Consider the following 23,722-nt stretch of genomic DNA (forward strand, 5'->3'; position numbering starts at 1 on the left):
TTGTAAAGATTACGCCGGTTTAAGTGACTCTTTCCGGTGATTATAAAAACTAATTAGGTCATCAACCGTTGTTTGGCAATAATCACGAATGCCAGATACAAGCATGTGCTTTTCACCCGCCCCTACTTTTTCGCCATTTTCTAACAGGTTGAAGCGAAGCGTAATTTTTCCGCGTTTGCCAGTAAACTCAAAATCAGGCTCAGCAAACTCTAATTCAGGTGCACTGATATCAAGGCGGTCAAGGTTAATCAACATTGATTCGTAAATCACCATTGGGCGGGCTGGGTTGATCATCACATCTTGCTTGCCCATTAATGGAATGATGACATGTGGGAAGGTAGTACCAGAAAACTCAACATAGTTTTTTATTAAGCTATTTGTTAACTCAGGACATTGGCTAACAGCCCCTTCACGCTTTACTTTTAGCATCACTTTTTCGCCATCGGTGATAGCAAACTCATCAGCACCTTCAGGAAAAGTCAGCTTTGAATTTTCATCAACCATACCGGCAAAAGTGAACTCCATTTTTTCACTAATACCATAGCGGTTTAAAACCAGCGAAAAAAGTAAATCGCCCGGCACACAAAACTTTTTAGCATCTTTATCGTGTAACGGATTGAAATCATCCGCCACTAACTTAGCAAAGCGACAGCCTTGCTCGCGTGAGATAGAAACGTAATCAGCATGCTGCTGATAATAAGGACTTAACATATTTGTTCACTGCTTAAACTACTTATAACCTATCTATACTATCAGAAAAAAAGCACACAGAGGTCGAATCTGTTGAGTATCATTTTCTATATTAACTTTGTGAAAGACTAATTACTTTCAGAGCGCGCACCAAATTGTATCAATTTGTACGAAACAATTAACAAATAAGCGTGAATAGTAAAAACTAATAGCGCATTTATATAGTGAAAAATTATTACATAAAAACAAATATAAATTCACTTTATCTTTTAAAACAACAAGCTAATAAAGATCTGAACGAGGCACTACAAAAAACTCTGAAACACAAGCTTTAATGTAAGGCAATTTGTAGCTAATGAAATAAATGAGGTATGATAAGCGCGCTTTTTTATCATGAAATAACTCATATAGACTGCATAAATAATAATGATAATAAGCGGTAAATAAATGAATACTCACTATGATTTTGAATAGTTTCATCTGTTTTTAATGGTAAATATTGCTTTGAAATTTAGACGACCAATCGCTCAGGGACTTGGTTAAATGATAAACCGATTAAGCTGGGCGGCTCTGCTTTTTTGTTTTTGCTGCTACTCTCAAGCTGAAGATAAAGCTGAACAGGTCTTTTTTAAAGTTTCACCAACAGTCTGTGTGACAGAAGCAAAACAAAAAGCCTGCGAGTTTAATGTGCAAGTTCATTTTCGAGTTGCTCCTTATGAAGAACTTTGTTTAGAAGTAACCCAACGCCCTCATTACACTCAGTGCTACACGCAAACAGGATTAATAGCCAAACAGTTTTTAATCAAAACAGAATACCCTCTTACCGTTAAGTTAATTAACCCTTTGAGCAGCAACGTTGTTAAACAGCAGCGTCTCTCAATAGTTAGCTATGAAGCCAAAGATTACCGTATAAAGCGGCGCTTTGGCTGGAGTTTATGATGCAGCATATTTTTTTAATTGAAGATGATGTGAAACTAGCCAATTTAATTCAAACATTTTTATTAAAACACGGCTATACCATTGATGTATTTAATACAGCTGAAGATTACCGTAGTAGTGAAATTACCTTTATTCCCTCATTGATTATCTGTGATGTGATGTTACCTGATGGCAATGGTTTTGAATTAATTTCACAACTAAAAGAAAAATACACCTGTCCTGTTATTTTTTTAACAGCTTTAGACTCAGTGCAATCACAAATTAAAGGCCTAAACTTAGGTGCTTACGACTACTTAATAAAGCCCATTAAACCTGAGCTATTATTAGCGAAAATTAAAACAATCATCGCCCACACTGTAAGCCAAGATAACTTTTCAGATCACAGCGACTGTTTACGCATAGACAGTAAAAAGCGTGATATCTACTTTCATAATACTGCTCTGAACCTAAACGAGAGTGAATTTGATATTATCGCCTATCTAGCGAAGAATATGCCGCAACCAGTCTCTCGCGAAGTGCTGTTTAAACATGTCATTGGCCGTGAGTATGACGGACTAGACCGCGCTATAGATTTAAAAGTGAGCCGATTACGTAAAAAACTCAAAGATACGATAAGCAGCCACAAAAATTCGTTGGATATTAAATCGGTGCGAGGCAAAGGCTACAGTTTGGATATTTCAAAACTATGAAGCAGCAATTTTTTAAGCTTTACCTGATTATCACAGTAAGCTTAATTGCTTTAGTTCTTGCGTTTGGTCAGCTTTATAATGAGTTTTTTTCTAAGCATGTGCCGAGTGTACAAATTAGTGTTGCTGAACTTACGCAAATAGCAGAGCAAAAAGACTCGCGGATCAGTAGCCTAAGCATAAGTGAAATTGCATTGCCTGATTCTTTGCTCAACACGTTTAATCAAGACGGTATTATCAGTGTCACTGAGCATAATCAGCAATTTATATATCTCAAGGGCAGTAATGGTAGCATTCAAAAAGTTGGCCCCATTAACTTGATTTCACACGCAAAAACTGACTGGTTTGCTTTTTTCGCCTTTTATTTTTTGCTTGGTGTGATGATTTTATTGTTTATACGCCCAGTGTTTCGTGATTTGAGCTTATTGCAACGTGCAGCCTACCGCTTCAGCAAAAAACCGCAACGAATAGAGCTCGATATAAAGCCAAATTCATCCATTGCACCGCTTGCAAACACCTTTACTGATATGTCAGAGCGTATCAACAAATTTGTGCAGCTTCATAGCGATTTATCCCGCATTATTTCTCATGAAATTCGTACCCCACTCTCGCGTATGCGATTTGCGTTATCAATCGCAGAGCTAGATTCGTTAGAAAGTAGCCAAATAGAGCGTGATATCGATGAGATTGAATTGCGCTTAGAACAATATTTATCGTTTGCTCGTTTAGAGCATCAACAAAGTGTGTTTAACCAGGAGAAAGTTAACTTATCTAAACTGATCAACACGGAAATAGCTAAATTTGATTTATACAAAGAACTCAAATTTATTCCAACTCTTGAGGTTGACGCTGCTTTTTGCGAAACAAGCTTTATGGCAATCGCGGTACAAAACTTACTGATCAACGCCACAAAATACGCAAAACACACTATTTATATAAGCACTGAAGAGAAAGCAGGTAATTACTTGATAAGCGTCACAGATGATGGACCAGGGTTGCCTATAAATGCTGATGCGTTAATTGAACCATTCAAACAAGGTGAAGGAGATAAATTGGCGAGTGGTTATGGATTAGGACTTTATATCGTGCATCGTATTGCTAGCTGGCATGGCGGTAAAATTGGTTTAGCCAATAACCTCGAAACGGGCGGCGCTCAAATCTCAATCAGTTGGCCTAAAAATGGTATGTAATGCCAGTAAAACCTGAGAAATAGCCATTTTTATTAATCATATGTGAGTTAGCTAAATTGCTATCAAGCCAAGTGTGCTTTAGTTTGAAATCAACACTAAAATTATCACTGATCGGATACTCGTAGCTTACTTTTAAATAGTAATTGGTGGCACTTTCTAAATTATAACTTAATAAGCGAGTTTTGCTCTCTGTGGGGCTAACCGTGTAGTAATAGTCAATTAACTCTTCATTTTTGTAGTTTATACCAGCCTCAATGCCAGCAATACCGGAAAACAGTGTAAATGCTTGGTAGCCATTGAATAAGATTTCATAGCCATTATGAACATTGGTTATATCGTGCACGTATGCCGCACTCAACCAAATGTCGTCATAAATATTTAAAGCTGATGAAAAGCCAGCCATATAAGAAAGGTTGCGCTCTATCGGTGTTAAGTTAATTGGTGAAGCACTTGGAATTGTAGGTCGACCTGAACTAGAACGAACCACACCTGTCGCGTAGAGTTTATCTACCCCATCTAACTCAAAGAAGAAGCCATCATCATTAAAGCGCCCCAGTAAATCAATATAAAATTTCTCAGATTCAAATAAGCTGTAACCAATAGAAAAATCATCGAAATACCAGCTATCACCATAATAAGCCAAGCTTGGCAGAATTGGCGAAATAACATCATCGGCATCAAGTACTGGGTTCTCAATACCACCGTAGCCTAGCGTAACGCTTGCATGAAAAGTAGACTTTTTAATCAATTGCGGCTGCTTAACATCATCCTGCGCAAATGCAGTTGATGCAGCTAAGCAACACATTGAACCAAACAACCTTTTCATTAACGTAACTCACCTTAATGCCGTAATAAACGACTACTATACTAACTTAATAAACTAAAACTCTTTTAGCCCTTTCTGTGCTGGGGCGATCATAGCGTTTGCATACATTTTTGTATAATTTTTTTGCCACACAACGCAGTAAAATGACTTATTTTATCTACTATCGTCAAACTAACATACTGAAAGAAATATTAAATAGCTTGTACATTTTGCTACATAGGTTTTCAGTTTTAGTTATTAAATTCCATTATTTAATTTACTCAATGACAAAAAAAGGGCCCGAAGGCCCTTTGCTACATAACACACTTAGGGAGTGTTTAGTCTCGTTTCATACGACGACGAAGACCGGCAAAACCAGCTAATAACACTGTTATCCATGCTAAAGAGCCGCTTGAGCCAGAGCTTGATTGCGCTTCTTCTTCAGGAACGACCGTTGTTTCTTCAGCCGTTACTGTCACAGCAACTCCTAGTTCCATCGCTTCTATTCCATCACTTACCAATACGGTAAACTGATGCTCACCAGCCGTTAGACCTGATACTTCAGTGATTGCTGATGTTGGACTTGCGATAGTACCTGGGCCTTGCCATGAGAAAGTTAACTCATCGTTATCTAAATCATGAGATGCTGAGGCATCTAGGGTAATAACGCTGCCTTCAGTGACTTGCTGAGAACTTGCTTCAACAACCACAACAGGTGCGTCGTTTACTGCCTCGACTGTTAACATAAAGGTTGTGCTTGCTGCGTCTGATGGGTATTCAATATCAGACACCATTACAGTTACTTCTGTCTCACCAGAGAAGTTTTCATTTGGTGTAATAGTTACTGTATCGCCATCAACTTCGTAGCTTACATCATCAGAAATTACCGAGATTTCATTCTTCGAGTTCTTTTCATCAATGTGATGAACGTCGAAGCTAATCGGTGTTTCCTCAGTTGTCACCATATCATCAAGTGCAATCACTGTGATGTTACCAGGGATCGCCAGTGTTGCAGTTGAAGTCATGTCATTCAGACCCGAGATTGCTGCTTTAGCTGCAACTTCAAGTGTTTGACCTGTAGCGGTTGGCATAACTTCGGCCCATGCGGTGACTTCAAATTGTGATGACTCTGGACCAACATAGTCCATACATACTACGTATCCATCGCTGATTACTTCATCTAAGTTGTTATAAGCAATCTGAATACCGCGATAGCTTTCAAGAGGACCGTATTGATATTGTGCACCGCGGAAACCTTGTAAACCGATACTTCCAGCAGGACGAGTAGTACCAAAATCTAAATTATCGTATGCATAGTAAATTTCATGCTCGCCTTTACCAAAGCGCGTATTGGCATTAAACAGCACTTGGAAGTCAAATGAGTTATCACGTTTAGTGTAAGTGTATTGACCCGTTTCACGATCATAAACAGGGTTGTCGTAATCTGACGCGTTATCCCACTCAATAATACCCCAACCTGTTGTTGTACTTGCAAGTGAGATCCCTTCGTTAGACGATAAACCCACTGACATTACTGAACGTAATAAGCCGCTCTCTGCAAACTCCCAACCACGCCATAATGGACCCATATTCTCATAAGGGAATGTTTCATAAGGAAACGGATTATGCACTGGGAAGAAGTAACGACTACCGCCTGTATTCACTGTCCCCATACCACGAATTTGAATTATCGAGTTTTGGATATTTGTATTATCAGCATTGTTATACAGACTGAATGTGTCAAATGCACCATTGTAAAAGCTTGCTATTGGTAACGAATAACCACTTCGTGAATTATATAGATTACTTTCATCGAAGCCTGAAAGCATAGGCATAATGCCAAACTCAGATAAGTCGACATAACCGCCTGGGTTTGAGTTACCAAAATCAGGTGTACGACACATTTCATCAGTGATGTTATCAGTGACGATGTAATCTGGCTCTACATCTCGGGTATCCGCTTGTGTGCCCGTTACAATAACTTTACCATCAGTAATTTCAACGTTGATTTCAGATGCTGTTGAAACCATTACATTTTCTGCTTTGATATCAAGACCAGCAGGAATATCAAGTTCTAGTGAGAACTCACGATCTATACCTGAGTTATTCGCTAATACTTCAAATGTGTAAGGCACCATATCGCCCACTTTTGCACCTGTATATGGCGCATCAAGATGAGCAACATCATTGCCACGGTTAAGCTTAAATGGAATAGAGCCTAGATTGCCATGATTTACGGCTGATGTGCCCACATCAAGCAAAGAGTAGTAAACGCTGTCTGAATCAAATTCCATATCCCAATTAACAGTCATTTCAACAGTGTTTTGACCATCACTGCTAGGAAGACTGGCTGTCATTCCTGACGCCTCTTGGTCAGACACAACGGCTGTGGCAAGTTTAAAGGTTTCTTCTAACGCACCAACCGATGATTCATTTGAGTTGTAAATTACAACCCAGTATTCACCTTCTTCTGGGTTGTTAATATTACAGAAGTTATTGTAAATGATATGGTTAGATACACATAAGATCTCGTCTTGCGGCTGAACAATACCATCACCGTTATAATCTTTACCTACATAGACGATAGCATTACCGACTTTTAAAGTACCTTCTAACTCGGATTCAACACCTACGCTTTCAGCAATAAAACGTTTTGCGTTCGCAGGCACAGTAACAAACTTAGTAAATGTTGCTTCATCTAGAATATCACTAGCATCAACTTCTTCTGTTCGATTCATAGCCCACGGGAAAGTACGCTCATCATCTTTTGGCAAAGTTACTGTAGTGATATCTGCTTTAACCGGCTCATATGCGCGTGCAACAGGTGCTTCAACACTCGGTAATACAATACCTTTAGCAACATAAGTGCCTACATTTGAATGAGCAGTTGTTTCTAATGAAGATGGTAAATTACCGCGGTCATATTTAAACGCTACTGGCCAATGTGCATCTGGGATACCAGCTTCTTCAGCTTGGAACACAAGGTTGGTATGAAGCTCAACTTCTGAGTTACTAAACCAATCTTGGGTATCCATGATTGATGCTTTAACAATGATTGTTTGCGTTTCACCTTTTTTCAGTGTGAAAGTTTTCGGGAAGATATCAATATTCACACCATTTTGAGCGGTTTGTGAATTAACATCAAATGCCCAGTTTTCAACATCTTCATGGCTTACAGTCCAGGTTCCATCTTCTGTTGCTTTGATAGTTCGAACCCATTGACACTCTGGTGCACAAGAAAAGTTAACCAAATTTGGTAAGTTAAGTTTGTGAGGTGTACCGCCATTATATGGATCAGCCGCTAAGAAGTTGTCGGCTGTTTCGTCCATAACAAAACCTGCTTCAGCTGCTAATGCAACATTGATTCGACCTGCACCAGCACGGTAAATTTTAGCATCAGCAACAACATCATTTTCACTGTTTAAACGATGGTACTTAACTACGTTTTCGGCAGTCATTGATAGTGCAGATTGAATCTCGGCCGCACTCCACTCAGGATGAATCTGACGCAGTAATGCCATTGCACCGGCAACATGAGGTGATGCCATAGACGTGCCGCTAATCGCTGCATAATCTTGACCATGTGGTGCCACAAAAGGATGCTCATCAGAGTATGCCGCATAAATATCAACACCAGGAGCTGCAAGTGTTGGAGCTAGTACTTCAACATTCGAATAAGATGGACCACGCGATGAAAAGGTTGCTAACCAATCAGCATCTTCAGCATCAACACGGCGCTCAATCACTGTTGGCTTAATAGTGATCATATGACCTTTCTCTGATGTGCTATCAACCCAATCTTCTAAACCGTCATCGGGCCACACACCATTCCATTGATCATAGGTAAAATGAACGCCTGGTAATGAGTAAGCCTCAGGTACTGTAGCTTGATCACTGTCACGGTTGAACATAATGAAACCATCAGCGCCACCGGCTTTTACATGATCTACTTTTGCGGTACGGGCATTGGCAGCTGTATCTGTAGCTGAGTGACGTTGACAGATTACAATAACATTCGTGCTGCCATCAGCCGCACCAGCTATTTCTGTCCCATCTTTGTAGAAATTAAACGTATTTTCAGGATAATCGGCAGTACAGTATCCATCAGAGTCTTTAAAGCCATTGACGTCTTCATAGTCTTTAGCCCAGACAACAACGCCGGTAATTTCTTCGCTATTAATGGCACCGCCAACTAACCCCATATCTGACCAACTTGGTACTTCAGAACCCATCGTTTCATCAGCAAAGCCCGCATATTCAACAGCAGTTTCAACGACAACAGTACGACCATGTGTTGTTGCTGCAACTTGCGCAAGCCACGGCGACGAGTTATCTAAATAGCCAAAACATTCAGCTGCGCCACACCCCTGACCGCTGTTACCTGCTGCCGCGGCAACGTTGATGCCCGCTTCACGCGCTGCTAAGAATGCAAGTTGTACTGGATCGGCCCAAACGTTTGAATCGGCTCCACCAATTGAGAAGTTGATTACATCAACCCCATCAGAAATTGCATCTTCAATACCAGCAACTAACGCTTCACCAGGACAACCTGCATATTCTTCACTTGATGGGTAACATACTTGATAAGAAATAATATTTGCATGCGGTGCAACACCTGAGATTTCAGGGAATAACCCCTCTTTCAAGATATTGCCATCAGTATTTTCACCAAAACTAGGTAGCATATATGGAACGTCTTTGACTACGTTACCTGCCGCAGTTGACGCAACATGCGAACCATGACCTTGATAATCTTCACCAATCGCTGGCCAGCCTGGGATCATGGCATCAAACGCATCTGTGATCACATCGTAAGAACGTACACCAATTAGTTTGTTATTACATTGAATCTCTTCTGGCTCTTCAACACAGTCACCAACATAAACGCCCGCACCAAATGGGTTTTCATGCTCATAACCATCAGCACCCACAGCTGCAAATGACGGGTGATCTGAGTTAATACCTGTATCAATAATACCTATGATTTGGCCTTCACCTTTGCCCTTGATCCCACTTGGAACACTTGTTCCATCCCAAATTTGATCAGCACCGATGTGCTTAGGGCCTTCATCTGAAAGTAAATCATAATTTTTAGAACGCATTACTGATACAACAGAGCCAAGCGAAGCGACCTGTAATGCCTCTTGCTCTGTCATTTTTACAGAGAAACCATTTAGCGCTTTAGTGAATTGACGGCGCATCTCTGTACGCCCTGTAACTGCCGTTACGTTTTGCATAACAGCACGTTGTTTCGAATAAAGCTTGTTTTGATATTCTGTAACGGCTGAAATTGCAGCCTGACCTTTTTCAAAAACTTTGGTAATACCTTGAGCTTGCATAGATTTTGATAAAGACGAAGTTAAGTCTCTAGCTTCAAGAGCAACAGAGTTATCACGTAAACGAATAATATAAATATGTTCGCCACCCAGACCTTCTTCTTTAAATTTGCTTGCTTGGCTATTTAATTGAACATTTAAACCATCGTTTTGTAGCATGCTTGAAGAGTTACCTTGCTCGAACTCTTTGGAAAATGCTTTCACTTCTTCAAATGTAATATTTGGTGCTTTTAATTGGTGCTTAACTTGATTGTTCTCAACACCGACTGCATGTGCAGCACTAGCACTATAGAGAGCTGCAGCAACAGCGATCGAAAGTGTTTTGACTTTCATAAAGTATCCCCTGGATAGTTAGTTTGAATAGTTATTCAAGCTTTTTGAATTTCCATTTCAACGCTTGTAGTAACAATATAACCACAGGGAGAATCAAAAATGACGTACATTCGTGTAGCGTTTTGTACACATCGTTAACATTAAAGTTACCAAAGGTGGGCTAATATAGCGTTTCTATATACAATATCTCTGAATACAAAATAGAAGTAGCATATTTTATTTAGGTAAGAAATGAAGATAAAATTGATTTATTAATCAATTGATTATGATTATGCAGTGGTAAATCGCATAATTCTTATGCAACTATAACTTGAGCTGGCTCATGGTTTTCAAATTCGAAGCAGTAAAGGCTTTACCAGCGATGAGCAAAACTGTCATTTTGCAACATTGTGTTCTGGTAAAGCCTATCGTTTTTTAGCGGTTTAACGCTTGCTGTGAAATCATTTCAGCAACACTACCCACTTGTACTGACATACTCTCTTGACTAGGCGGAAATGCCTTAAAGGTATTTACAAACTCTGCAATTTGATTACCTGCAGGGCCTAAAATCCAACTACGGTTTTCAGCCCACTCATCATACCCCCTAGCATCAATGAAACGCTCAAATGGATCCATTTTTAAGTTAATAATGTAAGGTGAAGTAAGAGCTTGCTGTGTAGACCTAAACCAATGATTTTGTTCTGTAAAAATTAATTTCCAGTCACCGTAACGCATTCCATGAAAGGTCGTTTCGGTGAAGTAATAGAACTCTTTACGCTTTGTTTTACCATTGTTCAGTAAGATATCACTTTGATCGAAACCATCTAAATGAACCTTATACTTTTGACCATTGATTTTGGTACCTTTTAATAAATTAGCTTTTAAATCTTTATCGCCAACCCACGACATAATCGTTGGCATCCAATCTTCCATTGTCATGAACTCACCTGTGCTCACACCTTTAGGAATATGGTCCGGCCATTTAACAACCATAGGTACTCTGAAGCCACCTTCCCAGCCACCAACGCCTTTTTCACCATGAAATGGCTGATTACCACCATCTGGCCATGAGTTTGATGCGGCACCGTTGTCGGTAGAAAACATCACTATTGTGTTATCAGCGACTTTAAGTTCATCAAGTAAGTTAAGTAACTCACCTACATCATCATCCATTTCGGCCATACCATCAGCATATAGACCAAAGCCAGTTTTACCGTCATAAGCTTTATTAAGGTTAGTTTGGTAATGCATTCGAGTTGTGTTATGCCAAACGAAAAAAGGTTTATTCTGTTTTACTGCATCACGAATAAAGCGTTTTGACTCTACAAGTACTTCTTGGTCTAAATTACGCTGACGCTCTTTCCCAAATGGGCCAAGATCTTTAATCTCTTGTTTGCCATTTCCAAGCGCTTTTGAATGAATGACTCCACGCATTTTTAAGCCTAACTTTTCTTGCGTTTTAGTGTCTTGAGGATAATCTTGCTGCTCTGGATACTCACCTGCATTGAGGTGATATAAGATACCAAAAAATTCATCAAAGCCATGATTTGTAGGTAAGTGTTCATCACGATCACCTAAGTGATTTTTACCGAATTGGCCTGTAACGTAACCTTTTGATTTGAGCATGGTTGCTAAGGTTGGATCTTTCTCTTGCAAACCTTGTGGTGCGCCAGGAAGACCTACTGTACTGAGACCTGTACGCATAGGATACTGACCAGTAATAAATGCAGCGCGGCCAGCAGTGCACGAGGCCTGTGCGTAATGATCCATAAATATCATGCCATCATTCGCAATGCTATCAATGTTAGGTGTACTGCCTCCCATCATACCTCGATGGTAAGCACTAATATTCCACATACCAACATCATCGCCCCAAATAACAAGTACATTGGGTTTATCAGCAGCGACACTTGGTAAACTTAAGCCTAAAATGGCCACGCAGGCCAGTATGTATTTAAACATCACTTTCTCCTTGAAAACTGACTAAAGCATTTGCCTTAGCTTCAAAAATCCCTCGCTTGCAGTCACCTTATACTGCTTTCTTAAGATATTCATACAAGTGATAAATTGTGCATGTTTAATACTATTAGAGCAGTCCCTATTTACAAGTTAAATCTGGGGTAACTTTGATTTAAATATAAAAAAACCGAGCATAAAGCTCGGTTTATAAAACTAAAGGATGATTAAGCTTGCGGATAATCGCGGTATGCACGCTCAATTTTTTTCGCTTGCTTTTTAGACACACCAAGATGTGCTAAAGCAACACGTAAACGAGCACGCGATAAGTCAGAGCCTAAAATTTCCATCGCATCAAGTACTGATGTTGAAGATGTCTTACCTGTGATAGCCACAAAGATTGGCTCTAGGAAGTCTTTAATCTTCAACTCATGGAAAGTCGCCACTTCTTTTGCGATAGCAAAAATCGCTGGTTTTTCCCAACTACGTAAACCTTCTAATTGCCAGATGAAGAACTGTAATGCTTGACGGATTACATCTTCATCAGCTTTACCTGCTGTTAATAGCGCAGGATCATAACTTGGAATACCACCTACAAAGTGGCCCGCAAGGTCAACCATGTCAGAAAGCGTATTAATACGTGTTTTAGCTTCTGGCAATACTTTAGCGAATAGCTCGGTATTAAATTTCCAATCAACAAAACGCTGCATTAGCTCTGCATCAGATAAGTTTTCACGGATCCACATACCGTTTAACCAACTAAGCTTATCGATATCGAAAATTGGGCCGCCAAGCGACACTCGTTTCATATCAAAGTGTTCAATCATCTCTGCTAAGGTGAACTTTTCACGCTCGTCTGGCATTGACCAACCCATACGGCCTAAATAGTTTAATAGTGCCTCTGGAAGGTAACCCATTTCTTTATAGTAGTTGATTGAAGTTGGGTTTTTACGCTTCGATAATTTTGACTTATCTGGGTTACGCAGTAACGGTAAGTGACCTAGTACTGGCGCTTCCCAACCGAAGTCTTCATATAATTTTAATAGCTTAGGCGCTGAATTGATCCACTCTTCACCACGGAAAATGTGGCTAATTTGCATGTGATGATCATCAACAACGTTGGCAAGGAAGTAAGTTGGGAAACCATCTGCTTTAAGTAGCACTTGCATGTCTACATTTTCCCATGGGATCTCAATTTCGCCACGTAGGTAGTCGTTAAACTTAAACGTGCCTTCGCTTGGGATCTTCATACGGATTACGTAAGGCTTACCCGCTTCAAGGTTTGCTTTAATTTCATCTTCAGAAAGATTTAAACCACGACCATCGTATTTAGGGCGTAGACCTTCGGCCATTTGCTCTTCACGCATTTGGTCTAGTTCTTCGCTCGTAGCAAAACAGTAAAAAGCTTTACCCTGTTCAACTAACTGATGCGCGAATTTCTTATATAAATCGCTACGCTCAGATTGGCGGTATGGGCCAAACTCACCGCCTACATCTGGACCGTGATCCCAGTTTAAGCCTAACCATTGTAAGCTATCCATAATAGCTTGCTCTGATTCTGGCGTACTACGAACTTGGTCTGTATCTTCAATACGTAACACAAACTCACCGCCTTGCTGCTTAGCAAAACAGTAGTTAAATAATGCGATATATGCAGTACCTAGGTGCGGGTCGCCAGTCGGTGACGGAGCAACACGGGTGCGAATTGTCATGGTTATATCTCTCAAAAGACAATTAAAAAATTTGCCCAAATGCTAGCACAGCACGGGCTATAATCGAAGTGAAAAGCCGCTTTATGCCGCGACTTTATCTAAATAAGCAATGATATCGTTTGATTCATACAACCAAGTCACTTGGCCGTTTTCTTCAATGCGTAAACAAGGAACTTTTACTTTTCCGCCCTGCTCTAATAGCTCCTGGCGAAATTGCTCGTTATCTTTGGCATCACGGGTTTCAACTGAAAGGCCTTGACGTTTAATGGCACGGCGTACTTTCACGCAAAATGGACAGGCTTTAAATTGATATAGTTTAAATTGTGATGTCACTGAATCAAGCGCGGCTTGCTCTGCTGCTGGGCGCTTTTTACTACGTGGCGTGAATACAAAATCAAAAAACAAAATGATGCGGCCTAACAACCAACGAACAAACTTCATCTTACCTTCTCATAGGGTTCAAAAAAATAGTGGGCAATTTTAACACAGCTAAGCGCGCTGCAACACCTTAAAACAGCTCAATTGAATCATCTTGAGGTTGGCTTTGTTGAATATCTAGTTCGGAATAGGCAGTGACACAATTACGACCGCTGTTTTTAGAATGGTATAAGGCCTGATCGGCTTTTTGCACAAGGCTGGCAACCATTTCAAACTCGTAGATTGGCATAAAACCACTACTCACTGTTAAGTTGCCTACTTGAGGAAATGGGTATTGGGCAACACAGGAGCGAAAACGATTAAGTGCATTTCGTGCATCTAACTCGTCACTTGCTTGAAATAACACAGAAAACTCTTCGCCGCCGTAGCGAAAAACGTAATCTTCAATACGAAAGTTATTTTTTAAAAGCTGTGCCACAAGTAAAATAACCTCATCACCAATTACATGACCATAGTTATCATTAACACGTTTAAAATGATCAATATCGACCATAGCAAGGAACCAATGACACTGCTTAGAGTCATGCTCGACCGCTGTATTGGCAGCTATCTCAATCACTTTTTTATCAAATGTTTGCCTGTTAAGAAGTTCAGTAAGTGGATCCTGCTGTGATTTATGTAATAAAGAGAGCTGATTCGCATAGATATTCAGCATATAAATAGCTAGCATACTGCAGCGCTCGGTTAACTCTTTATCAGATTCAACAACAAGTATACCGACGACATTGCCAGTGTAATAAATTGGCACATATGTCGATATCACCCCACAATCACGGCTAATCCGAATTTTATTGCGACTGACTTTTGCCAATAAGTCTAGGACTTCTTGCTCGCTAAGCTCCTCAATGGCTGTGTTCTTATTTAACAGCCGTGCGGGAAGACCAATATTAAAGGTTTTATTAATATAGATTGCAAAACGTGTAAACTCACCTAATTCAGCAACAGCATTTATCAGTGCACTGTCTAACTCAGGCTCTTCTTCCTGTTGCGTTATAGTGACTACCCAGTCATGCCCGCAAGCATTAGAAGCCATTTAGAAGCCCCCAAAATAAAACATAACTTTAGTTTAGTTAAGTTTGCTAGAATTACTAAAAAACTATAACAAAATCATATCATCTCGGTGAATGACTTCACTGCTTGGTGCAAATACAAGCAACTCAGTTATTTGCGATGAATGACAGCCTTTAATTTGATCAATTTCTTGATGGTTAAAGTTAACAAGGCCTTTAGCAATACATTGCCCTTGGCAGGTCACCACTTCAATCACATCACCACGCTCAAACTGCCCTTTCACAGTCTTTACGCCTTTTGCCAGTAAGCTTGCGCCACGTTCTCTAAGCGCAAGGCTTGCGCCATCATCAATCACTAATTGCCCCGTGCTTTTAGGCCCTGCAAGTAACCATTTTTTGCGGCCATCTTTTGGTGCGGTGAGTTTTAAAAAGCGTGTACCAGGGAGCTTGTCGGCCATGCAATTTAAAATCACATTTTTGCCTGCGCCTTTGGCAATAATTACCTCAACACCGGCGCGACGTGCAATATCGGCTGCTTGCAGTTTGGTTGCCATACCACCGGTACCTAGGGTGGTGCCACTGCCACCAGCGAGCTCTCTAAGCTCATCATTAATATGCTCAACTTCATTGATAAGTGTTGCATTGGCATCAGAGCGAGGATCGCCTGTAAATAAGCCTTCTTGGTCAGTTAACAATAACAGCTTTTCAGCATTCGCTAATATTGCGACTAAAGCAGATAAGTTATCGTTATCACCCACTTTAATTTCGGCGGTGGCTACAGCGTCGTTCTCGTTGATAATTGGCACCACATTGTGAGCGAGTAGTGCATTTAAAGTATCGCGAGCATTTAAGTAACGTTCACGGTCTTCTACATCGGCGCGGGTCAGTAGCATTTGCCCTACATTCACACCATACAAAGCAAACAGACTCTGCCAAATATGAATAAGCTGCCCTTGGCCAATTGCGGCAAGCATTTGTTTTTCAATCAAAGAGCGACCACAGGGGGTAATGAGTTGCTCGCGACCTGCAGCAACCGCGCCGCTTGATACTAAAACAACCTGATAACCCTGTTTTTTTAATTCACAACATTGGCGAACAAGTTCAACCATGTGTGCTTTATCTAATTTGTCGGTACCGCCTGTCAGCACGCTTGTGCCCAGCTTTACAACAACGACGTGTGGCCTTTGCATTTGATTCTTATATTCTGCATATTGAGGTAGTTTGGGTATATTTATACCAGCTAACAGTTTTTGAACAAGTTAAAAAAATTCATGCTAGGATCGCGCTCTCGTTTTTTTACTCAATAGCGACACCTATGCCAGCCAGTTTATGCTTAATTATTGCGACCTTTTTATGGGGTAGCTCTTACATTGCTTTAAAGCATGCAATCAATGTTTATGATCCTGTGTTAGTGATTTTTTTAAGAATGCTAACCACGTTATTGATTAGCTTATGTTTATGGCGCTATATAATTCGCTTTGAGTTCAAACCAGGTGACTGGAAGTACTTAATTGGTATGTCACTGGCTGAGCCTTGCTTTTATTATTTATTTGAAGGGCATGCCCTTGAATACACTTCAGCATCGCAAGCTGGGGTAATAGTCTCTTGTTTACCAATTATCGTCGCTATTTTGGCGTTCTTAATATTAAAAGAGTACATAAGTAAAGCCATTGTCGTTGGTTTTACCTTATGTATTGGCGGCAGTATTTTATTAACGCTTTTATCACCAAGCACTGAGCAAGCCCCTAACCCACTGCTTGGTAACTTTTTAGAATTGATGGCAATGGTATGCGCGGCGTTTTATACCGTGAGCGTAAAACACTTAGTCGCACGTTACTCACCGTTAACCTTAATAGCAATACAAGGATTTAGTGGTAGCTTATTCTTTGCACCTTTTTTATTATTTATCGAACTACCCAGCGAAAACCAGCACGATTTAAGTGCCCTACTGAGCATTTTATATTTAGGCTCATGTGTCACTTTAGGCGGCTATGGCATGTACAATTACGCCATCAGTAAGGTGTCGGTATTAACCGCTGCCGCTTACTCAAACCTCATTCCAATTTTTGCGTTGATTTTGTCTGCCATTTTACTTGGCGAAGTTCTGACACTTTGGCAATGGGTGAGTATTGCGGTGGTATTTGCCGGTGTTATTGTTAGCCAACGTCATCAAGAACTGAAAGTTGACGTAGACGATAATTTATCAGCCGACACCAATAGCCTAAACTCAGTCCCAGAAGCTAACGAGTCAAAAGGGTAACAGGTTAATAAATAAAGGCCTGATTGTGCTAAAAATCCTTGTTCGCTTTGATGAATAACATCAATGCTGCGAACTTGATAGTGTTCAATTTGGCCATTTTGCAATTGCATACTGAATTGCTCACCCACTTTGACATGTCTTAGAAATGCAAAGTGGGTGTCATTGTGACCCGCAATCAACACCCCATTTGTGCTGCCAAGTTCACCGCTTGGCAAAAAATGCCCGGGGGCAAACGCGAGGTTTCGCCCCGATGCACCAGCAAGTACAGTCAATTCTTGCTGCTGGCTTGGCCATTCTATGTGTGCAGTGACATAACCATCGGCGTAAAACCAAGGCCTCACTTGCTGATTAGGACTTTGCAAAGCTTGCTGCCAAGCAGATTCAATCAGAGCCTGAGCCAGCCAAGCTTTCGCCTGCATATAGCCACCATTCACAAACAATGCGATGCCAAGTAAGGCGCTGCAAACTGGCAGCGCTTTTTTTAGCGTCGCCATTGCCATAACCACGAGAATGAAAGCAGCAACAATCCTAGTAACATAAACACCCGGCTTTGTCCGTCGGTTTGCGGTAGCGTCATGCCGTTAGGAAGTTTGTTGCGTACTTGCATTGAACGCTCTGCAATCTCATTATCCGCATAGTTATCAACTGCAATAAAGGCTGTAAAAGGGCTAAGTAAATGATGCTGAAGTGCTAATGTCTCGACTTCTGCGCGTACCGCATCCTTTTCATTATAAAGCAGTAGTGACTTAATTTTTTGTCTTGCCCAGAGTCTAGCGATACCTTCGCCGTTTGCAGCATTGGCCGTTGCTAAATTAATCGTCATTGGCCCTGTGTTTGTTTGCCCCTTTAATGTTAAGTGCTGACTGCCATCAAGCTTTATGGCAACCAAAACCGGCTCTGAAAAATACAAATCAGGTAATGGCGATGGCCAATACTCAAGGACTGCTTTATCACCTTCAAGTGCAAGCTCTTTAACCGCGGGATGCGCCAGCTTATCAAATAGTAGCTGCATTTTTGGCTGTACTTGGCTGGTGCTACTTATAAAAGTGAATGTACCGCGGCCAATATCAGCAGCTCTGGTCATAAAAAAGCTATTAGGTGCGCTACCAATACCGACGGTAAAGAGTCGGCTGTCACCTAAATCTGCTTGAATTTGTTTAAATAGCTGCGTTTCGTTACCCACACTGCCATCGGTTAAAAACACCACTTGGCGTACAAAGCCATCATGCTGTTTACCATCAAGTACCTGAGTCAGTGCTTTTGCTATTTCGGTGCCGCCATCGGCTTGTAAGCCATAAATAAAGCGCTCTGCACGGCGAATGTTAAAGTCATTGGCAATCATTGGCGTGTCACTTAATACCGACACTTCGTTATCAAAGCCTATGATGTTAAAACTGTCATTTTCATCCAATAACGAAAGGGCATAAAACAAGGCTTGTTTAGCCTGCTCCATTGATTGGCCATGCATTGAGCCAGAGGTATCAACAACAAACACCATTTCACGAGGCAGACGAGCTTGCGAAGTAAAGTGATCGCTAGGCGGTACTAACATCAGTAAACCATATTCTTGCCCTGCTACTGTTTCGGTAAAAAATGCAGCCTGAGAGTGGGCTTTATCAAGGGGTTTAAATGTCAGCTCAAAGTCTCTATCCATCGGAACATCACGATTAAGTGATAACTGGTACCGACCAAAACTTGGATTATCGATTTGCATGCCCGCTAAATTAGCGTTGATATCACTGAGTTCAAGGCCAATATCCATCGAAATAGCAAGGTTTAGGCTCGCATCAGACTCTTGGCTTTGTGCACGATGAAAAACAGGCTTTAGCCACGCTGATGCCACTTGCGCTGTGTTAGCTGTTGCGTCGTTCTGTTGTTCTGTGTCTTTTGTTTCTAGATTCACTTTTTGCTGCAGTTCTGCCGTTAAAGGTTCGTAGCGCGGCGTAATAGTGGTTGGAAAACGCAGTGAAAACACACCATCTCGAAAACCGATTATCTCTTGGTATTGCAAGGTAATTTCAATCTCTTCCCCTGCTCCAAGGTTTGCTACATCAGTAGAGAAAATGTTCGCGCGTTGCTGACGTACTAAAGCGGCGCGTTTACCCTGTTTTTGGGCTTGCTCAAATTGCTGTTCTGCCTGCTGTTTAAGGGCAATGTTACCGGTGATAATGCGCTCACCAATTTGCATTTGCATGGCATGAACTGCGCTTTCATCAGGTAACGGAAACACATAACGGGCATTAACGGCAAACGGGTGCGGGTTTTGATAACGCTGTTTAACAACAACATGATTAATAAGCCCAGTGAGCGTCATAGTGACATCGTTTTTCACTAATAAGCCCGACGACACTTGGCTATTTGAGTCATCATAAAAACGCAGCTCGGCACTGGCATTGGCTGCAAATGCAGGGTTAACAGCATAACCTAATAAGAGGATAAAAAGGCTCCCAAAAAGGAGCCTTTTGGTACGGTTACTCAACATAATATGTCACTCCATCGACCGATGAATTAGTGGTTACTTTGTGCTGTGCGTAAGCTGCTTTGTGAAACAGGGCGTGTCGTTAAGGTTACGCGGCGGTCAAACACGTTGTCTTCGTAGTTATTTGAATCGGCAACACTTTGCTGCTCACCAAAGGCGGTAGCGGTTAAGCGCGTATGAGGCACACCTTGTTTAATTAAGTAGCTTTGCACTGCATTTACGCGCTGTTTTGAGAGCATTAAATTAGCCAACTCATCACCACGCTGATCTGCAAAGCCATTTAAGTCGATAGCCAGATTTGGCTGAGCAATAAGTAACTGTGCGACTTTATTGAGCTGGTTAGCAAAGTGTGGGGCAATTTCGCTAGAGCCAGTTTTAAACTGTACCGTCATGGCCAATAAGGTGTTTAATTGAGCTTGTAGTAACTGCTCTTTTTCGTCAGCTAATAATTCAAGCTGCTCACTTAAGGCTGCGTTATCGGCAATTACTTGTTGGTAATCAGCGGTTTGCTCTTTCATTACAACTAATGCGTGTGCTTGTTCATCAATGGTGTTGTCTGCCGCTTCTTTTTCGCCAATTAAGCCACCTGCAAACGCGCCAATAAATGCCCCCACTGGGCCGCCGACTAGGCCGCCAACAACGGCACCAGCACCTAAGCCAATGGCAGTTTCTTTTGGTGTTTCTTGTTTAGCTTGACTCGCGGCGTCTGCAAAAGGGGCTACAGATACAGCAGACGTAATAACAGCGGCAATAATTAATTTTTTCATGGTTTAATCCTTTTTCTACTTAATTGCTTGGCAACATTGGTTGGTGTTGCGAACTTGGTATGGAGCTATTAAAACAAGTCGAAATGGCAATAAAGGGGATCAAAAAAGGCAAACTGCTGAGCAATTGTGGCAGAAAAATGGCAATCGCGTTTTTGCCAGTACGCAAGGCAAAAAATTAGGTATAGTTCGCTATAGAAAGAATTTAAGTAAGTATTAACAATGAAGAAAATAGCAATCGTTGAAGATGAAACAGCAATCCGCGAAAACTACACAGAAATGCTCAGCGCTCAGGGCTATCAGGTTGTAGGCTTTGCTGACAGAGCCAGTGCTGAACTGGCATTTAGTCAATCTTTACCAGATTTAGCCATTGTTGATATTGGCCTTGGCCATGAAGTAGATGGTGGTTTTTTACTTTGCCAAACATTACGCAGTCTATCTAAAACCTTACCGATTATATTTTTAACCGCCCGCGATAGCGAAATTGATACCGTATGTGGCCTGCGCATGGGTGCTGACGATTACTTAACCAAAGACATCAGTATGGCGCATCTTGCTGCTCGTATTGGTGCCTTGTTTAGACGCCTTGATGCCTTCGATCAACCCGCCGATCAAACCGCTCTTTTACATCGCGGCCCGTTAAAGTTAGATACTCAGCGCATGCAGGTTTTTTGGCAAGAGCAACTGGTTGATTTAACTGTGACAGAATTTTGGATGGTACATTCACTTGCACAGCGTCCAGGCCATGTAAAAAGCCGCAACGAATTAATGAGTGATGCGAAAATTTATGTTGATGACAGCACCATTACCTCTCATGTAAAACGCATTCGTAAAAAGTTTATTGCTTTAGATGATGCATTTGACTGCATTGATACCGTTTACGGTATGGGTTATCGCTGGGAGCAAGCTTAATGCTGCGTTTGGGGCTTAGAACAAAGTTTATTTTCTTATCCTGCTTTTTATTTTTATTGCCTTGGCTTGGCTATGAATATGTGTGGGAAATGGAAAAGTTCTTAAGACAAGGGCAAGAAAAAACCTTAGTAGGCACCACCCGCGCACTCGCAACCGCATTACATGAGCGCCCCGCTTTGTTTGACTCGCAAACCAACTTTTTAGATCAAGTTGTAAAAGGCCGAGATTTATATGCCTATAACCTAAATAACCCGATTCAACTTGATGGTAAATTGTCGGAATGGCAACCGTATCAAAGCTTATTTTGGCATTATGACAAACGCTACCTACAGGGGCTAAGCAATGAGCACCAAGAAAGTGATCTAAGTTTTGATCACATGGTAGGCAAGTACGAAAACTACCTTTATGCGGCATTTAAAGTCACTGACAGCTCATTAGTTTATCGTGCTAAAAATGTGCTTAGCTTTACCCGTAACGATCACTTACAGATCATGTTAAAAACACCTGAAGGTGAATTTAAACGTTATGTGGTGGCCGCCCGCCAAGATGGTTGGGTTAATGCCTTTGATGCTGCAACACAAGAGCCGGTCACTAAAATCCAAGGCTATTTTAAAAGCACCGACACGGGTTACAACATAGAGCTGCGTTTTCCGCTTTCGATGCTAGGTAATAAGCTTGGTTTTGCGATTGAAGATTGGGATGAAGACAAAGTTGAGCCTCAGTTAATGTCGACCTCAAACCTGCAAAACCCCAATGATATCGGCTCTGTTTTAGTACCTTCGCCGGAAATTAACCGTATTTTGAAAGGCATGGGCCACAGTGGCAGCCGAATTTGGGTCGTCGATAACCATCATCGTGTACTTGCACAATCAGGCTCAATTCATCATGCCGATGGCGTTTGGGCAGACGGCCTAAAAGAGGAGCCTGCAACAACATGGTGGCAACGCTTTGAGCAAGATTACTTACACCCACTTTACTATAAAATTTTAACTCGCCCAGAAAATGAGTTTATTGATACCTTACATGATGTCGCAGCGATGCAAGGTACTCACATAGCAAGTGCTTTAAATGGTAAACCCGCATCATCATGGCGCTTAACTCCAGATAACAAAGCCGTTATTTTATCGGCGGCTTACCCTATTTGGATCCAAGATAAAGTCATTGGTGCAGTAATCGCAGAAGAAACCACCAATGGCGTGCGCACCCTACGTAATAAATCGTTAGAGAAGCTCTTTAATGTCATTTTAGCAGTGATGCTTGTAGGCACTGTGACGCTATTCTTTTTTGCTTCAAGAATTTCCAGCCGTATTCGCCGCTTACGTGACAACGCCGAGCAAGCCATTGATGCCCAAGGGCGCATCACCGGCAAAATTACTTATGCCGATTCGAATGACGAAATTGGCGACCTTTCTCGCAGCTTTGCCAACATTGTTAGCCGTTTAAGTGGTTATACTGATTACTTAGAAAATATGTCATCACGACTCTCCCATGAACTTCGTACGCCCGTGGCTGTTGTGCGCTCATCGCTTGAAAATTTACAAATGCAGCCGCAATCTGAACTGAGTCAAAAATACCTCGACCGTGCCAGTGAAGGGGTTGAGCGGTTAGGTAAAATTATTACCACCATGAGTGAAGCAACGCGCCTTGAACAAAGTATTCAAAGTGCCGAGGCAGAAGAGTTTGACCTGACCAAGGTGATCACCGGCTGCATGCAGGGCTATCAAATAACCTATGGTGAAAGCCTATTTACATTGTCGCTTTGTAAAGAGCCGTTAAATGTTAGTGGCGCACCAGAATTTATTGCCCAATTACTCGATAAGCTCATCAACAACGCACTTGAGTTTAAAACCCCGCAAAGCACAATTTCAGTCAGCTTAATCAAGCAAGAGCAGCATGCATTATTAAAAATCAGCAACCAAGGGCCTTTGCTCCCTGACGGTTTAGTTGAACACATTTTCGACTCAATGGTCTCGGTGAGAAGTCAGCAGCACCAGCAGCAGCCCCACTTAGGTTTAGGTCTTTATATTGTAAGGCTTATTTGCGATTACCATCACGGTAAAGTATTGGCAGAAAATTTAGATGATGGCACAGGTGTTGTGTTTACTGTGAAGTTGCCTATTAAATAAGCATATTTGCGTTACATATGATTACAGTTTAATGACTGGCTATTCACCGATAATTCAGATTACAGGACGTAATATTTGTAATACAAAAGGCAAACTATTCTTTGGAG

General features: G+C 41.3%; 17 protein-coding genes. 6 read left to right on the forward strand and 11 right to left on the reverse strand.

Annotation, left to right across the window (positions count from 1 at the left end; all coding sequences use genetic code 11):
* Positions 1-9: 9 nt before the first annotated feature.
* On the reverse strand, positions 10-711 hold the full coding sequence (locus tag JIG37_RS19905; RefSeq protein WP_138599615.1) for a DUF3581 domain-containing protein: 702 nt from the start codon (positions 709-711) through the stop codon (positions 10-12).
* 522 nt (positions 712-1,233) lie between these two features.
* On the opposite strand from JIG37_RS19905, the gene JIG37_RS19910 reads away from it, so the two are divergent.
* From JIG37_RS19910 to JIG37_RS19920, 3 genes are read left to right on the forward strand one after another with little or no spacing between them, the layout of a single operon-like run.
* The gene (locus tag JIG37_RS19910; RefSeq protein WP_054551209.1) at positions 1,234-1,629 is read left to right on the forward strand and encodes a DUF3019 domain-containing protein; all 396 of its coding nucleotides are present in this window, start codon (positions 1,234-1,236) and stop codon (positions 1,627-1,629) included.
* Positions 1,626-2,318 (forward strand): response regulator transcription factor, encoded by a 693-nt coding sequence (locus JIG37_RS19915; RefSeq protein WP_138616348.1) that lies wholly within the window; start codon positions 1,626-1,628, stop codon positions 2,316-2,318. The genes JIG37_RS19910 and JIG37_RS19915 overlap by 4 nt, the downstream gene beginning before the upstream one ends.
* A complete protein-coding gene (locus JIG37_RS19920) occupies positions 2,315-3,505 on the forward strand; it encodes an ATP-binding protein (RefSeq protein WP_199530137.1) in 1,191 nt (396 codons plus the stop codon). The genes JIG37_RS19915 and JIG37_RS19920 overlap by 4 nt, the downstream gene beginning before the upstream one ends.
* Here the strand turns inward: JIG37_RS19920 and JIG37_RS19925 are convergent.
* The 7 genes from JIG37_RS19925 to proB form a co-directional block, all read right to left on the reverse strand.
* On the reverse strand, positions 3,489-4,331 hold the full coding sequence (locus JIG37_RS19925; RefSeq protein WP_138599612.1) for a MipA/OmpV family protein: 843 nt from the start codon (positions 4,329-4,331) through the stop codon (positions 3,489-3,491). The genes JIG37_RS19920 and JIG37_RS19925 overlap by 17 nt on opposite strands.
* Positions 4,332-4,648: 317 nt before the next feature.
* A complete protein-coding gene (locus JIG37_RS22895) occupies positions 4,649-9,979 on the reverse strand; it encodes a S8 family serine peptidase (protein ID WP_199530138.1) in 5,331 nt (1,776 codons plus the stop codon).
* A 414-nt stretch (positions 9,980-10,393) separates the two neighbouring features.
* On the reverse strand, positions 10,394-11,920 hold the full coding sequence (locus JIG37_RS19935) for an arylsulfatase (RefSeq protein ID WP_199530139.1): 1,527 nt from the start codon (positions 11,918-11,920) through the stop codon (positions 10,394-10,396).
* 221 nt (positions 11,921-12,141) lie between these two features.
* Positions 12,142-13,626: a glutamate--tRNA ligase gene (gltX, locus tag JIG37_RS19940; RefSeq protein ID WP_054551203.1), complete on the reverse strand. Its 1,485-nt coding sequence runs from the start codon at positions 13,624-13,626 to the stop codon at positions 12,142-12,144.
* An 81-nt stretch (positions 13,627-13,707) separates the two neighbouring features.
* Entirely contained in the window at positions 13,708-14,067 is a 360-nt protein-coding gene (locus tag JIG37_RS19945; protein ID WP_054551202.1) for a glutathione S-transferase N-terminal domain-containing protein, read from the reverse strand.
* A 67-nt stretch (positions 14,068-14,134) separates the two neighbouring features.
* A complete protein-coding gene (locus JIG37_RS19950) occupies positions 14,135-15,097 on the reverse strand; it encodes a GGDEF domain-containing protein (protein WP_054551201.1) in 963 nt (320 codons plus the stop codon).
* A gap of 63 nt (positions 15,098-15,160) precedes the next feature.
* On the reverse strand, positions 15,161-16,264 hold the full coding sequence (gene proB, locus JIG37_RS19955) for a glutamate 5-kinase (protein WP_054551200.1): 1,104 nt from the start codon (positions 16,262-16,264) through the stop codon (positions 15,161-15,163).
* 125 nt (positions 16,265-16,389) lie between these two features.
* On the opposite strand from proB, the gene JIG37_RS19960 reads away from it, so the two are divergent.
* Positions 16,390-17,334 (forward strand): DMT family transporter, encoded by a 945-nt coding sequence (locus tag JIG37_RS19960; RefSeq protein WP_138616362.1) that lies wholly within the window; start codon positions 16,390-16,392, stop codon positions 17,332-17,334.
* Here the strand turns inward: JIG37_RS19960 and JIG37_RS19965 are convergent.
* The 3 genes from JIG37_RS19965 to pdsO are packed head-to-tail and all read right to left on the reverse strand — an operon-like array spanning position 17,244 to position 20,580.
* Positions 17,244-17,828, reverse strand: a complete 585-nt coding sequence (locus JIG37_RS19965; protein ID WP_199530140.1) for a class GN sortase — start codon at positions 17,826-17,828, stop codon at positions 17,244-17,246. The genes JIG37_RS19960 and JIG37_RS19965 overlap by 91 nt on opposite strands.
* Complete coding sequence (locus JIG37_RS19970) at positions 17,816-19,816, reverse strand: marine proteobacterial sortase target protein (RefSeq protein ID WP_199530141.1); 2,001 nt, start codon at positions 19,814-19,816, stop codon at positions 17,816-17,818. Before JIG37_RS19970 ends, JIG37_RS19965 begins: the two co-directional genes overlap by 13 nt.
* Before the next feature lie 26 nt (positions 19,817-19,842).
* Complete coding sequence (pdsO, locus tag JIG37_RS19975; protein ID WP_054551198.1) at positions 19,843-20,580, reverse strand: sortase-associated OmpA-like protein PdsO; 738 nt, start codon at positions 20,578-20,580, stop codon at positions 19,843-19,845.
* A gap of 219 nt (positions 20,581-20,799) precedes the next feature.
* Here pdsO and pdsR point away from each other — a divergent pair, with 219 nt between their 5' ends.
* Together pdsR and pdsS are read left to right on the forward strand one after the other, a co-directional pair.
* Positions 20,800-21,489, forward strand: coding sequence for a proteobacterial dedicated sortase system response regulator (gene pdsR / locus JIG37_RS19980; RefSeq protein WP_063527939.1), 690 nt, complete (start codon positions 20,800-20,802; stop codon positions 21,487-21,489).
* Positions 21,489-23,615, forward strand: a complete 2,127-nt coding sequence (gene pdsS, locus JIG37_RS19985; RefSeq protein ID WP_199530142.1) for a proteobacterial dedicated sortase system histidine kinase — start codon at positions 21,489-21,491, stop codon at positions 23,613-23,615. Before pdsR ends, pdsS begins: the two co-directional genes overlap by 1 nt.
* The last annotated feature ends 107 nt before the right edge of the window (positions 23,616-23,722 follow it).

Origin of the sequence: Pseudoalteromonas sp. bablab_jr010 (assembly GCF_016464105.1) — a bacterium.
GTDB classification, from domain to species: domain Bacteria; phylum Pseudomonadota; class Gammaproteobacteria; order Enterobacterales; family Alteromonadaceae; genus Pseudoalteromonas; species Pseudoalteromonas simplex.

Excerpts from the sequence above, each read along its gene's own strand:
- JIG37_RS22895 (WP_199530138.1), bottom strand. The coding sequence starts at position 9,979 with ATGAAAGTCAAAACACTTTCGATCGCTGTTGCTGCAGCTCTCTATAGT.
- JIG37_RS19915 (WP_138616348.1), top strand. The coding sequence starts at position 1,626 with ATGATGCAGCATATTTTTTTAATTGAAGATGATGTGAAACTAGCCAAT.
- JIG37_RS19905 (WP_138599615.1), bottom strand. The coding sequence starts at position 711 with ATGTTAAGTCCTTATTATCAGCAGCATGCTGATTACGTTTCTATCTCA.
- pdsO (WP_054551198.1), bottom strand. The coding sequence starts at position 20,580 with ATGAAAAAATTAATTATTGCCGCTGTTATTACGTCTGCTGTATCTGTA.
- proB (WP_054551200.1), bottom strand. The coding sequence starts at position 16,264 with ATGCAAAGGCCACACGTCGTTGTTGTAAAGCTGGGCACAAGCGTGCTG.
- JIG37_RS19925 (WP_138599612.1), bottom strand. The coding sequence starts at position 4,331 with ATGAAAAGGTTGTTTGGTTCAATGTGTTGCTTAGCTGCATCAACTGCA.
- JIG37_RS19935 (WP_199530139.1), bottom strand. The coding sequence starts at position 11,920 with ATGTTTAAATACATACTGGCCTGCGTGGCCATTTTAGGCTTAAGTTTA.
- JIG37_RS19960 (WP_138616362.1), top strand. The coding sequence starts at position 16,390 with ATGCCAGCCAGTTTATGCTTAATTATTGCGACCTTTTTATGGGGTAGC.
- JIG37_RS19920 (WP_199530137.1), top strand. The coding sequence starts at position 2,315 with ATGAAGCAGCAATTTTTTAAGCTTTACCTGATTATCACAGTAAGCTTA.
- gltX (WP_054551203.1), bottom strand. The coding sequence starts at position 13,626 with ATGACAATTCGCACCCGTGTTGCTCCGTCACCGACTGGCGACCCGCAC.
- JIG37_RS19970 (WP_199530141.1), bottom strand. The coding sequence starts at position 19,816 with ATGTTGAGTAACCGTACCAAAAGGCTCCTTTTTGGGAGCCTTTTTATC.
- JIG37_RS19910 (WP_054551209.1), top strand. The coding sequence starts at position 1,234 with ATGATAAACCGATTAAGCTGGGCGGCTCTGCTTTTTTGTTTTTGCTGC.
- pdsS (WP_199530142.1), top strand. The coding sequence starts at position 21,489 with ATGCTGCGTTTGGGGCTTAGAACAAAGTTTATTTTCTTATCCTGCTTT.
- pdsR (WP_063527939.1), top strand. The coding sequence starts at position 20,800 with ATGAAGAAAATAGCAATCGTTGAAGATGAAACAGCAATCCGCGAAAAC.
- JIG37_RS19945 (WP_054551202.1), bottom strand. The coding sequence starts at position 14,067 with ATGAAGTTTGTTCGTTGGTTGTTAGGCCGCATCATTTTGTTTTTTGAT.
- JIG37_RS19965 (WP_199530140.1), bottom strand. The coding sequence starts at position 17,828 with ATGGCGACGCTAAAAAAAGCGCTGCCAGTTTGCAGCGCCTTACTTGGC.
- JIG37_RS19950 (WP_054551201.1), bottom strand. The coding sequence starts at position 15,097 with ATGGCTTCTAATGCTTGCGGGCATGACTGGGTAGTCACTATAACGCAA.